The organism is Gymnodinialimonas sp. (genome assembly GCF_059726805.1).
This window is the reverse complement of the sequence record NZ_AP041059.1, coordinates 1,334,985-1,347,664: the sequence shown is the minus strand read 5'-3', so window position 1 is coordinate 1,347,664 and position 12,680 is coordinate 1,334,985. Positions and strand designations below refer to the sequence as shown.

At 64.2% G+C, this 12,680-nt stretch carries 11 protein-coding genes; 8 read left to right on the top strand and 3 right to left on the bottom strand.

All coding sequences use genetic code 11. The annotated features are described in order from the left end of the window. The first annotated feature begins 163 nt into the window (after positions 1-163). The gene (locus tag AC6I9R_RS06705; protein WP_461428052.1) at positions 164-295 is read left to right on the top strand and encodes a hypothetical protein; all 132 of its coding nucleotides are present in this window, start codon (positions 164-166) and stop codon (positions 293-295) included. A gap of 355 nt (positions 296-650) precedes the next feature. Here AC6I9R_RS06705 and AC6I9R_RS06700 read toward each other — a convergent pair whose 3' ends face one another. Both AC6I9R_RS06700 and AC6I9R_RS06695 read right to left on the bottom strand, forming a co-directional pair. Then, positions 651-2,669 (bottom strand): tetratricopeptide repeat-containing sulfotransferase family protein, encoded by a 2,019-nt coding sequence (locus AC6I9R_RS06700; RefSeq protein WP_461428051.1) that lies wholly within the window; start codon positions 2,667-2,669, stop codon positions 651-653. Positions 2,670-2,672: 3 nt separating this feature from the next. Then, positions 2,673-3,173, bottom strand: coding sequence for an Lrp/AsnC family transcriptional regulator (locus AC6I9R_RS06695; protein WP_461428050.1), 501 nt, complete (start codon positions 3,171-3,173; stop codon positions 2,673-2,675). A 190-nt stretch (positions 3,174-3,363) separates the two neighbouring features. Between AC6I9R_RS06695 and trxB the strand changes: the two genes are divergently transcribed. From trxB to AC6I9R_RS06665, 6 genes are all read left to right on the top strand, one after another. After that, on the top strand, positions 3,364-4,353 hold the full coding sequence (gene trxB / locus AC6I9R_RS06690) for a thioredoxin-disulfide reductase (RefSeq protein ID WP_461428049.1): 990 nt from the start codon (positions 3,364-3,366) through the stop codon (positions 4,351-4,353). Between the two features lie 111 nt (positions 4,354-4,464). Then, positions 4,465-5,181 carry a hypothetical protein gene (locus AC6I9R_RS06685; protein WP_461428048.1) on the top strand — a complete coding sequence of 239 codons (717 nt, stop codon included), beginning with the start codon at positions 4,465-4,467 and terminating at the stop codon, positions 5,179-5,181. Positions 5,182-5,308: 127 nt separating this feature from the next. Beyond that, on the top strand, positions 5,309-7,384 hold the full coding sequence (locus AC6I9R_RS06680) for a bifunctional sulfate adenylyltransferase/adenylylsulfate kinase (protein ID WP_461428047.1): 2,076 nt from the start codon (positions 5,309-5,311) through the stop codon (positions 7,382-7,384). A 203-nt stretch (positions 7,385-7,587) separates the two neighbouring features. Further along, a complete protein-coding gene (locus tag AC6I9R_RS06675; protein WP_461428046.1) occupies positions 7,588-8,232 on the top strand; it encodes a class I SAM-dependent DNA methyltransferase in 645 nt (214 codons plus the stop codon). A 144-nt stretch (positions 8,233-8,376) separates the two neighbouring features. Further along, positions 8,377-8,718: an ArsR/SmtB family transcription factor gene (locus AC6I9R_RS06670; protein WP_461428045.1), complete on the top strand. Its 342-nt coding sequence runs from the start codon at positions 8,377-8,379 to the stop codon at positions 8,716-8,718. Continuing rightward, complete coding sequence (locus tag AC6I9R_RS06665) at positions 8,715-9,182, top strand: SRPBCC family protein (protein WP_461428044.1); 468 nt, start codon at positions 8,715-8,717, stop codon at positions 9,180-9,182. The genes AC6I9R_RS06670 and AC6I9R_RS06665 overlap by 4 nt, the downstream gene beginning before the upstream one ends. 64 nt (positions 9,183-9,246) lie before the next feature. On the opposite strand, the gene AC6I9R_RS06660 is transcribed toward AC6I9R_RS06665, so the two are convergent. After that, complete coding sequence (locus AC6I9R_RS06660; protein WP_461428043.1) at positions 9,247-10,722, bottom strand: MORN repeat-containing protein; 1,476 nt, start codon at positions 10,720-10,722, stop codon at positions 9,247-9,249. A 172-nt stretch (positions 10,723-10,894) separates the two neighbouring features. Between AC6I9R_RS06660 and AC6I9R_RS06655 the strand changes: the two genes are divergently transcribed. Further along, positions 10,895-12,553 carry an NAD+ synthase gene (locus tag AC6I9R_RS06655; protein ID WP_461428042.1) on the top strand — a complete coding sequence of 553 codons (1,659 nt, stop codon included), beginning with the start codon at positions 10,895-10,897 and terminating at the stop codon, positions 12,551-12,553. Positions 12,554-12,680: the final 127 nt, after the last annotated feature.

Below are 12,680 nucleotides of genomic sequence, written 5' to 3'. Positions count from 1 at the left end.
AATGAAACAACGCGATAACACGCCGAATCCTGCCTCAAAATGGCCCAGAAGATTTACCGCTTCTTAGCGATTTTGCCTCAAGACTGACCCAAAGCCGAGCCAGATTAGCTGCAACGAAACAAAGACAGCGCAGAACTGAGCGCTCGGCACAAGGAACAGGCAAATGAAAACGCGTCGCTGGATGGAAACGGTCTTGAACGAAGCGAAAAAAGAGCAGATCGACCTGCCGTGGTCGCGCAAATTGCGCGCAGCCCGGCGTGCGGAGAAGCCGCAAATGCTCACCGCTGCGGAATAACGCGGCAGACCCCGGAATAACGCCATTAAGCAAAAGACCCCGGGCCCCAAAACCTAAAGAACGCTTGCAAGAGGACGGCTAGAATGGCCGTCCTTCGTTCGTTTGGGAGGGCGGGATGGGCGGCCGCAGAGGGTGCGCTTCATATCTTGGGGGCGCGCCTGCGTCGGGGGTGGGATTGAGTTGTATTTGGCAAGATGAAGGGGGGAGCGGCGCGCGTCAATTCGTATGGGTGGGTCATGGGGCTGTGGGGCGCGACGGGTGATTGGGACGAGGGTCGTTCGGCCTGCACATCCATCGGTTGGTGTGTTGAAGTCTTTGATTTCAGGCAGCGGTGAGGGGGCGAGGTTTGTGAAGTTCAGTTTTGTGGCGTGAGGTCGATATCGATCTTGAGCGCATCGATGAGCGGTTGCAATGCGGCGTCATAGCGGCGCCATCCGGCCACGGCTGCGGTGCCGATGGGTTGGCGGGCCTGGGCGAAGCTGAGCGTCTGGATACGCCGCCCCGCGGCCTCGGGCGCCAGGCAGGCGTCATCCCACGGCAGACCGGTGGCCGACAGCAGCGCGCGGATCTGCGGCTCGGGCTCTGCGGTTAGCGCCTCATATGCCACCACATGCACCCGGTCGGGCAGCGCCTGTTGCCAGAACGTGGTGACCGCGTCGTGGAGGCGGATGTAGCGGCCCATGGCGGCCAGATCATAGGCGTAGCGGTGCAGGCCTTCGGGGAACATGTTGCGGAAAAGCGAGAGGCCGACGTCGCGCGGATCGCGTTTGACCAGCACGAAATGCGCGCCGGGTAGCGCGCGGGCGGCATGGCCGATGCGCGAGAAGGTGGCGATGGCTTTGTCGGCGATCACCGGTGCGGCGCCGGTGCGGCGGCGAGCGGCGGTGAGATAGCGGGTGCCTGCGGTGGCGAGCGCCTCAGGCGTCAGCGTGTCGTGGCGCAGCGCCTCCAGCACCGGGGCGAGGGCGCGGGAGAGGAACGGCATCTCGCCGCCCGCAGCGACGTCGCCGTGCGCCGCCAGGATCGTTTCGATCAACGTGGTGCCCGAGCGCGGCAGGCCGGTGACGAAGATCACCGGATAAGGCGGGCCGTCAGTGGGGAGGTCTTTGAGGGTCTCCCATTCGGCGACGAGCCTTTGGGCCTCGGCCAGATCCGCGTCGAAGCTGTAGGGATAGGCCTTTGCGATCAGGCGGTTGGCGGTTTCCAGATGTGGGAAGACGGCCTCGTGCTCGCCCAGATCACCGCGCGCCTTGGCGGCGGCGAAGTGCAGCGCGGCGCGGTCATGGGGCTTGAGATCCGGGCGCTTGAGCGCCGCATCAAGGCGCGGCAGAAGCGGGTCATCCAAGGTGATTTTGCGCCCGTTCATATAGGCGCGAAACGCCTCTCCCCCCGTCGGATTGGCGTCTATGGCGGCCGTCAGGGCGGCCTCGGCGGCGGGGAAATCGCCAGCGGATTGGTGCAATTGCGCGCGGTGGGTCAGGAGGTCTGGCGTGGGGGTGGTGAGGGCGTGGTCGATCAGCGCCTCAGCGCCCGCGATGTCACCGGCCTCTTCTGCCGCAAGGGCCGTGGTGCGCAGGAGCGGCACGCGCGCGGCGCCTGCCTTGATCGCGGTGGTCGCGGCCTCCAAGGCGGCGGCGCCCTGCCCGGTTTGCGCCAGCGCCAATGCCAGTTCCGCCGACCACCGGGCGGACTTGGCGGGGCGCGCTTGCAGCGCTTTTATCGCTTCCTCCGGGCGGGCGGTGTCGCGCAGCAGTCGCGCGCGGATCAGCGTCGCCTCGGGGCTGTCGAGGGTGTCCAACGTGGCCTCTGCCTTTCCGGGCCGACCGGCGGCGGCGTAGGCGCGCGCCAGGGCGATACGGGCGGGAACATAGGACGGATCGCGGGCCGTGGCGGCCTCCAGCGGGGCGACGGCGGGTTTCGAGAGGGCCAGCCGCGCCTCGCCCAAGACATAGGCGGGCCAGAAGGCGGCGGGGGCGAGCTTGCCAAGGGACACCGCGCCCGCCTCGGCCTGATCGGCCCGGCCCGCCTTGAGCGCGGCCAGGATCGGCTTCGCGTCCGCCTCCGAGCCGAGCGGCACCTTGGCGCGCTGCGCCTCTTTCTCCAACTTCACGCGGGCGCCGCCGCGCAGCACGCTGTGCAGGCCCTGCCAAATCGCCGGTTCCTTCGGCTTGCCTTTCAGCGCCTTGCGGAAATCAGCCTCGGCCCGCTTCGGATCGCGATCCGCCAGGCAGCGGGCGCGTTGAAACAGGACTTCGGGGATGGCCGGGCTCAGGGACAGGATGCGGTCATAAATCGCCAGCGCCGCATCGGTTTCGCCCGCCTGCTGCGCCGCCAGGCCCTCGCGGTAAAGGGCGCCCAGATCCACCGTGGCCATGGCTCAGGCGGTCTGCGCGAGGCGGTCTTCCATCACGTCAAACGGCACGCCCGGCGCATCCTTGGCGCCCCGGATCACCAGCGACGTGCGCACAGAGGCCACGTTGGGGGCCGAGGTCAACTCTCCGGTCAGGAAGCTCTGGAAAGACGACAGGTCGGGGGCCACGCACTTGAGAATAAAGTCAATTTCGCCGTTCAGCATGTGGCATTCGCGGACTAGGGGCCAGTCGTTACACCGCTCTTCAAAGGCGGTCAGGTCGGCCTCGGCCTGGCTGGCGAGCGAGATCATCGCGAAGACCTGCACCTCGAACCCCAATTGGCGCGCATCCACATCGGCGTGGTAGCCCTTGATATAGCCCGCGTCCTCCAGCGTGCGCACCCGGCGCAGACAGGGCGGCGCCGAGATGCCGACGCGTTTGGCCAATTCCACATTGGTCATGCGCCCGTCCCCCTGCAATTCGGCCAGAATCTTCCGGTCGATCGGGTCGAGTTTCGTCTGCGGCATTGGCGTCGTTCCCTGCATGTGCGATTTTCAGATGAACCGCATCTTACGTCCCATGCGCAATTATATTTCACGGATGCGCAAGAAATGGAATAGGTCACTTGCAGGTGAAAGCGCTTTTGCGGGGGTTTCATCGCCCCGCGCGCAGGGATATATCCGGTGAACCTGTCCCCTGCTGCCCCGAGGCCCGCACATGTCCGAGACCCGCCACACCCGTCTTCTGATCATCGGCTCCGGCCCTGCTGGCTACACGGCGGGCGTCTATGCCAGCCGTGCGATGCTGGCACCCATTCTGGTGCAGGGCATCCAGCCCGGCGGGCAGCTGACGATCACCACGGACGTGGAAAACTGGCCCGGCGACGCCAGCGTCATGGGGCCGGATCTGATGGTGCGGATGGAGGCCCACGCCAAGGAAATGGGGACCGAAATCATCAGCGACCACATCCAGTCGCTGGACCTGTCCAAGCGGCCTTTCACGGCGCAGGGCGACACCGGCACGACCTATACGGCGGACGCGGTGGTGCTGGCCACGGGCGCCCAGGCCAAGTGGTTGGGCCTGCCGTCCGAGGAACATTTCAAGGGCTTCGGCGTCAGCGCCTGCGCCACCTGCGACGGCTTCTTCTATCGCGGCATGGAGATTGTGGTGATCGGCGGCGGCAACACGGCGGTGGAAGAGGCGCTGTTTCTGACCAACTTCGCCAGCAAGGTCACCCTGATCCACCGCCGCGACAGCCTGCGCGCCGAGAAGATCATGCAGGAGCGGTTGTTCAAGAACCCCAAAGTCGAGGTGTTGTGGGATCATTCCGTGGAAGAGGTTATCGGCTCGGACGCCCCGCGCGGCGTGGAAGGCGTCCGCGCCAAGCACGTGAAGACGGGCGAGATCACCGAGATCCCCTGCAAGGGCTTCTTCGTCGCCATCGGCCACGCCCCCGCGACGGAACTGGTCAAGGACCAGTTGGAGATGCACAACGGCGGCTATGTGAAGGTGCAGGCGGGCACGACCAAGACCTCCATTCCCGGCGTGTTCGCCGCGGGCGACTTGACAGATCACGTCTACCGCCAGGCCGTCACCTCGGCGGGCATGGGCTGCATGGCCGCGCTGGATGCGGAAAAGTTCCTGGCCGAGATGGAGGGCGAAGAGGTGCCCGAAGCCGCCGCTTACGCCGCCCCCGTGGCCGAATAGCACCGCAAGACCCGCTCAGAATTCAAAGAAACGGGGTACTTTGGGCACATTCATGCCCCATTGTTTCGGCATACGCGGTCCAAAGTACCTTGTGTGTGTGGAATTTTGAGCATGAAACTCAAAGCATTTTTCGCGTCGGAAGACGGCGCCGTTACCGTTGATTGGGTCGTCATGACCGCAGGCCTCGTTGGGCTTGGCCTGGCGACGACCTCCGTCGTGTCCGGGGGTGTCAGTGGCGCGTCCAACGACATTGCGGGCGCGCTGACCGGCCAGGGGATTTCCAGCTTCTTCGGCTCTGCCTTCACCGCCGCCACCGCCGCGATGAATGTGACATCGGTCTGGGATGATCCCACCGTGTCGTCGACGGAATTCCGAAATGTGGAAGAATTGTCGTTCTCATCCGTGGTAGACTTCATGACCACCGACGAAGGTATCATCTTCGAGGCGGGCGGCACCGGGCGCGGATTTATCCTCTATCAAACCAATGGGATGCTCTATCTGCAGGCGGGCACCGGCAACGGCACCGGCCCGTCCTCCAGCCGAGGAGAGGCCGCCTGGGCCGTGACCGAAGGCTCCTACACCATCGAAGGCTCGATGAACGCCAACGGCGGCCTTGCGCTTTATGTGGATGGCGAGTTGGTCGATCAATCCTCGTTCACGGCCAACGACCTGGCCGGCGGCAACGCGGGGTCGGTCGGCGGCGGCACCAGCAGCGTGGCCGTCAATCGCGGCGGGTTTACTGCAAACACCCAAGGGCACCCAGGCGTGTCCGAAGTGGAGTTCTTCGAGGACCAGACCACCGGCGAAGAGCTGGTCCCGATGACCTGATTTCAAAGGCTTTTTTGACGATTGGAGAGCTTTGGGCAACAGTTCGTTCAAACTTGAACGAACCCCTTCCCCAAGGCGCCCCGCTGTGACATACGTTCATCCGTGAACGCAATTTGGACCCTCCCCGATGCCCGCCCCTGCCCCGCCAACCTTGCCGGAAGATGACCTGCTCTTCCGTCTCTTGCGCCAGATCGATGTCGCGCCCGAGGGCGCGCAGCGGGCCACGGCCGGGGCGATTGGCGTCAGCCTCGGTCGGCTCAACGCGTTGCTGCGCAGCGCGCGCGACGCGGGGCTGGTTCAGATCGCCGACAAGAACGGCCCCGACCGGCGCCAAAGGGTCAGCTACGCGCTGACGCCGCGCGGCGCCGCCCATAAATCCAAGCTGGCGGATCAGTTTCTTGCCCGCAAATTCGATGAATACAACGCGCTCCACGCCGAACTGACCGGCCGCGCGCTTTCCCCCACACTGATGAAACACAGGACCACGACCATGGCAGCCCCCCTCCACGCTCCGATCCCGGAGCTTTACGTCTCTTACGACAGCGCCCAGAAACTGAAGATGGAGGCGGCGGATCTGCCGTCCTGGGACCTGACCGCGCGCCAGGTCTGCGACCTGGAGCTGTTGATGAACGGCGGCTTCAACCCGCTCAAGGGCTTCATGGGCGAGGCCGATTACGACAACGTCGTCGAGAACATGCGTTTGGAAGACGGCACGCTCTGGCCGATGCCGATCACCCTGGACGTGTCGGAGGCCTTTGCGGGCGACGTGGAGCCCGGGCAGGATATCGCCTTGCGGGATGCGGAGGGCGTGATCCTCGCGATCCTGTCGATCAGCGACAAGTGGCAGCCGAACAAGGGCGTGGAAGCGGCCAAGGTCTACGGTGCCGATGACATCGCGCACCCGGCGGTGAACTACCTGCATAACGTGGCGGGCCCGATCTACCTGGGCGGCGCGATCACCGGCATCCAGCAGCCCGTGCATTACGATTTCCGCGCCCGCCGCGACACGCCGAACGAGCTGCGCGCCTATTTCCGCAAGCTCGGCTGGCGCAAGATCGTGGCCTTCCAGACCCGCAACCCCCTCCACCGCGCGCATCAGGAACTGACCTTCCGCGCCGCGAAGGAAGCGCAGGCGAACCTGCTGATCCACCCTGTCGTGGGCCTGACGAAGCCCGGCGACGTGGACCACTTCACGCGGGTTCGCTGCTATGAGGCGGTGCTGGACCAGTACCCGGCGGCGACCACGACGATGAGCCTTCTGAACCTGGCGATGCGTATGGCGGGGCCGCGGGAGGCCGTGTGGCACGGTCTGATCCGCAAGAACCACGGCTGCACCCACTTCATTGTGGGCCGCGATCATGCGGGGCCGGGCAAGAACTCGGCGGGGGAAGATTTCTACGGCCCTTACGATGCGCAGGACCTGTTCCGCGAGCATCAGGAGGAGATGGGCATCGAAATGGTCGACTTCAAACACATGGTCTATGTGCAGGAGCGCGCCCAATATGAGCCCGCCGATGAGATCATGGACAAGGACGACGTGACGATCCTGAACATCTCGGGCACCGAGCTGCGGCGGCGTCTGCGGGAGGGGTTGGAGATCCCGGAATGGTTCTCTTTCCCGCAGGTGGTGAAGGAGCTTCGGCGGACCTCTCCGCCCCGGTCTCAGCAGGGGTTCACGGTGTTTTTCACGGGGCTCAGCGGCTCGGGGAAGTCCACGATTGCCAACGCGATCATGGTGAAACTGATGGAACAAGGCGGGCGTCCGGTGACGTTGCTGGACGGCGATGTGGTGCGGAAGAACCTGAGCTCGGAACTGGGGTTCAGCAAGGAGCACCGGGATCTGAACATCCGGCGGATTGGCTATGTGGCCTCGGAAATCACCAAGAACGGCGGCATCGCGATCTGCGCGCCGATCGCGCCTTATACGGCGACACGGCGGGCGGTTCGGGAGGAGATCGAGCAGTTCGGCGCCTTCGTGGAGACCCATGTGGCGACGTCGCTGGAGGAGTGTGAGCGGCGGGATCGGAAGGGTCTTTACAAGCTGGCCCGCGAAGGGAAGATCAAAGAGTTCACCGGGATTTCGGACCCCTATGAGGCGCCTGAAAATGCCGAGCTGGTGGTGGATACCGAGGGCATGGATGTCGATTATTGCGCGCAGCAGGTGCTGCTGAAGCTGGAGTCGATGGGGCTGATCAAGGCCTGACCTGAAGGACCGGCGGGCGGGTGCTCAAGCTTGAGCATCCGCTTAAGCCTATGATAATAATATAGAATGAGTTTTGTTAACCTTTGAGCGGTCCATTTTCGCCGCCCAACGCTCGCGCCGGATGCGCATTCCAAGGCGCAACGTGCTAGGCTGTTACCACCGCACCGCAGGGGGCGGCATGCAGACTGCACGGAGGGTGCCTGGTGAGCGACAAGAGCAAGGGGCAATCGCTTCTGGAGAACGCCTACAGGTTGGCGACACCGGACGACAACGCGGCCTATTACGCGGCCTTCGCGGCAAGTTACGACGAAGATTTCGCCGATGCGCTCGGATACCGCTACCCGCAGGCGATTGCTGCGATCTACCGTGATCAGGCCTCGGCGGAAGACCACCCGATTGCCGATATCGGCTGTGGCACGGGGCTTGTGGCAGAGGCTTTGGGAAAGGGTGCGGGCGAGATCGACGGGGTCGATATCTCAGCCGAGATGCTGGCGGTGGCGCGCAGCAAGGGCCTTTATCGCACCACGATCCAGGCTGACCTGACGGGTGATATCGGGCGGATCCAGAACGACTACGGCGCAGTCCTCTCGGCGGGGACGTTCACGAACGGGCACCTGGGGCCGGACCGGCTGGAGCCGCTTCTGGCGATCGCCAAACCCGGGGCGTTGTTTGTGATTGGCGTGAACGCAGCGTTTTTCGCGCGGGCCGGGTTCGAGCCCGTGATCCGTGACCTAGAGGCGCGGGGGCGGATCGTAGACCTGCGGATGATCGAGGTGCCGATCTATGAGGGCGCGGGTCACGACCACGCCGACGACACGGCCTATGCGGTGCGCTGGCGGACGGGGTAGCGGCCCGGGGGTGGAGGTGTGGCGAAGGGCAGGTTTGAGCCCAAAGTGACCGAATTCTGCATGATGACGAATGGCAGCTATTCCTTCACTTAGGCTTTTCCCTAAATATCTTGATCGTGCACTCCCGAAGCGTTACTTAGGGATATGTCTAAGTATGATTCGGACCTCGATCTCTGTTTCTCAGCGCTCGGTGATCCGACACGGCGTATGATCCTTCAACGTCTTGCTCGCGGCGAGGCGACTGTGAGCGAACTGGCGGAGCCCCATGACATGGCGCTGCCGTCGTTCATGGAGCATCTGAAGAAGCTGGAAGCGGCGAGCCTCGTCACGTCGAAAAAGGAAGGGCGGACGCGGATATGCGAATTGGCCCCTGATGCCTTCACGCCTGCGAAGGACTGGCTGACCGAACAAAATGCAATCTGGGAAGGACGGCTCGACCGCTTTGACGATTACATCAAGAACCTCATGCAGGAGCGCAGCAAATGAAACTCAACCCGGAAACTGACCTGACCTTCACTCGCACAATCAACGCACCGCGTGCGCTTCTGTGGGAATGCTGGACAACACCGGAGCACATCAAGCACTTCTTTGTGCCCAAGCCGCACGGGATCGACACCTGCGAGATCGACCTTCGGGTCGGCGGCAAGTTCAACACGACGATGAACGTCGAAGGCAACAAGATGGAAAACGAAGGCGTCTATCTCGAAGTCGTCGAAGGCGAACGCCTGGTCTTCACTGACACCTATAGCGAAGGATGGAAGCCCGCCGCCGATCCGTTCATGACGGCGATCATCGAGTTCGCCGACGATGGGAATGGTGGCACGACCTACACTGCGACTGCCAGACATCGTTCGCCCGAAGCCCGTCAAAGCCATGAGGACATGGGCTTCTATGATGGGTGGGGCACGGTCGCTACTCAGCTTGAGGAATACGCGCAATCACTCAAATAAACTGAAAGCGGACATTGCGCCGAAGTCGGCTTTGTCCGCTTAACCGCCGTTCGCACCCATGGCCTCACTCATCCGTATCCGTCGGATCCTCAGCACCCGGCGCAACCTCACCGACATCTGGCGTCTCGGCGGGCGTTGGCCCTTCGCCGGAGGACGGCAGGCCGTTTTCCCATTGGCCCTCTAGCACTTCGCCCGTGGCGTAGGTCATAGTGCCTGCGCCTTGGCGGCGGCCGTTGACGAAGGTGCCGACGTAGACGTCGCCGTTGGAGTAGGTGGCGGTGCCTTGGCCGTTGATCTCGCCGTCGTCCCAGGACCCTGTGTAGGTGAAGCCGTCGGGCATGGTTAATGTGCCTTGGCCCTCGCGTTGGCCGGCGGCGAAAGTGCCCTCGTAGATCGTGCCGTCGGCGTAGGTGGCGCGGCCTTGGCCGTGGCGGAGGCCGTCTTCCCATTGGCCCTGGTATTGGTAGCCGTCGGGATGGCTCATGGTGCCTTGGCCGTGTTGGCGGGCGTTGAGGAAGGCGCCGTCGTAGACGAGGCCGTTGGCGTAGGTCGCCACGCCCGCGCCCTGGATGACGCCGTCGACCCAGGCGCCCACGTAGGACGCGCCGTCGGGGTAGGTGATGGTGCCCTGGCCGTGGGCGAGGTCGTTGCGGAACATGCCCACGTAGACCGAGCCGTCGGGGTAGGTGACGCGGCCTTCGCCTTCGATCCGGCCCTCGGCCCAGGCGCCGACGTAGACGTAGCCGTCGGTGCCGGTGAAGGTGCCTTGCCCATGGCGGCGGTCGGCGGCGAAGGCGCCTTCATAGACATCGCCGTTCTCGTAGGTGACGCGGCCGGTGCCCTGGCGTTGGCCGTTCACGAGCGTGCCGACGTAGACATCGCCGTTGGGCTGGGTGAGCGTGCCCTGGCCGTTGATCTGCCCCTCGGCCCATTGGCCATCGTAGATGACGCCATCGGCCATCTCCAGCCGTCCGGTGCCGGAGCGGACGCCGCCCTGGAACTGGCCGGTGTACGTGGCACCGTCGGGGTAGGTGATGGTGCCGGTGCCTTGTTTCACGCCGTCGGACCATTCGCCCTCATACCGATAACCATTCGGCCCGGTCATCAGCCCGGTGCCGTGGTGGAGCGCGTTGCGGAAGGTGCCCACATAGGTGACGCCGTTGGAATAGACGGCGGTGCCCTGCCCTTCGATCCGGCCCTCGACCCAGGCGCCTTCATAGGTGGAGCCATCGGCGAAGGTGATGGTCCCGGTGCCCTGGGGGCGGCCTGCGACGAACGCGCCTTCATAGATCGACTGGTCGGGGAAGACGGCGCGGCCCTGGCCGCGGATCTCACCATCGACCCACGCGCCGGTGTATTCATAGCCGTTGGGCAGGCGGTAGGTGCCGGTGCCGTGCTGGACGCCGTTGCGGAACTCCCCCTCATAAATCCCGCCGTTGTCGTATTGCTGGATGTCCGTGGTTGTCTCATCCGCGGTTTGCGCGAAGGCCGCGCCTGCGATGAAAATCGCTGTCGCTGTAGCCAAAATCCGTGACGTCATTGCTCGTGTTCCCTTTTCGGGCCCCTCAACCGGAGGTGTTGTTCATTTCAAGCGCAAAGCTAGGTGACGACGGGGCGTCACGCAACGTCTTTAACCATTGCACCGGGTGGCTTGGCGCTTGGACGCGCGCGCTAACCTGATAAGAAGGCGGCATTAACGCTTGAGGGACCCCATGGCCGACACCTTTCGCCTGACTTTGGCACAGCTCAACCCCACCCTTGGCGACTTGAAGGGCAATGCCGAACTGGTCCGCGCGGCCTTCGCGGAGGCCAAGGCCGAGGGCAGCGATTTCCTGGCCTTCCCGGAGATGTTCATCACCGGCTACCAGCTGCTGGATCTGGTGATGAAGCAGGCCTTTGCCGAGGACGTGCAGCGGGTGATTGCGGGGCTGGCCGAAGAGCTGGCCGATGGGCCGGCGTTCGGCATCGGCGGGCCGATGTGGGGCGGCGACAAGCCCTATAACGCCTATTACATCTGCGAGGGCGGGCGCGTGGTGGCGACGATCCTGAAGCACCATTTGCCCAATTACGCCGTCTTTGACGAGGTGCGCTACTACCACAGCGCTGATCCGCAGGGCCCGGTGAACATCAAGGGCGTGCGCCTGGGCTTCCCGATCTGCGAGGACGCCTGGTTTGAGGACGTCTGCGAGACCCTGGAGGAGAGCGGCGCCGAGATCCTGATCACCCCCAACGGCTCGCCCTACCATCGCGGCAAGATGGAGATCCGCCAGTCTGTCGTCGTGGCGCGGGTGGTCGAGACCGGGCTGCCGATGGCCTATCTGAACCTTGTCGGCGGGCAGGATGACCAGGTCTTTGACGGCGGGTCGTTTGTGCTCAACCGCGGCGGCGCCTTGGCGGTGCAGATGCCGCAGTTCGAGGAGATGCTGGAAGAGGTGGATTTCACGCGCGGGCTGGACGGCTGGGTTGCCCAAGACGGCACCAAGGCGCGACTGCCCGCAGAGTATGAGGCCGACTACCGCGTCATGGTCATGGCGCTGAGCGATTATCTGCGCAAGACCGGCTTCAAGCAGGTGGTTCTGGGCCTGTCGGGCGGCATCGATTCCGCCCTTGTCGCCTGTATCGCCGCCGATGCCATCGGGCCCGAGAACGTCCATTGCGTCATGCTGCCCTCGCGCTTCACCTCGGAGGTGTCGTTGGAAGATGCCCGCGACGTCGCCGCGCGCCTGGGCGTGCGGCTGGACAATATCCCGATCACCCCCGCCCGCGAGGCGGTCAGCGCCTCGCTCGGGCCGATCTTTGAGGGCTACGCCGAGGACGTGACGGAAGAGAATATCCAGTCGCGCCTGAGGGGCGTCATGCTGATGGCGCTGAGCAATAAGTTTGGCTCTATGCTGCTGACAACAGGCAATAAATCTGAGGTCGCGGTGGGTTATGCCACGATCTACGGCGACATGGCGGGGGGCTATAACCCGATCAAGGACCTCTACAAGACCCGCGTGTTCGAGACCTGCCGCTGGCGCAACCGCGAGCACCGCGACTGGATGCTGGCCCCCGCCGGAGAGGTGATCCCGCCGCGCGTCATCGACAAGCCCCCCACCGCCGAGTTGCGAGAGGGTCAGAAGGACGAAGACAGCCTGCCGCCCTATGCGGAGCTGGACGTGATGCTGGAGATGCTGATTGATCGCGATCTGTCCGTGGCCGAGGTGGTGGCGGAAGGCTTCAGCCCCGATTGGGTCCGCAAGATCGAGCGGTTGATTTACCTGAGCGAATACAAGCGCTTCCAGGCCGCGCCGGGGGCGCGCTTGACGCAGAAGGCGTTCTGGCTGGATCGGCGGTATCCGGTGGCGAACCGGTGGCGGGACGGGGGGTAGCGCGGTTTTTTGCGCCTGTGGCTTAGGGTGGAGCGAGAGGGCTTTTGGCGGCGCGCGTGGTGAATGTTGGAGTGAGGGGCCAGCCCCTCACACTCCCCGGGATATTTTTGGAACGGGGAAATAGGGG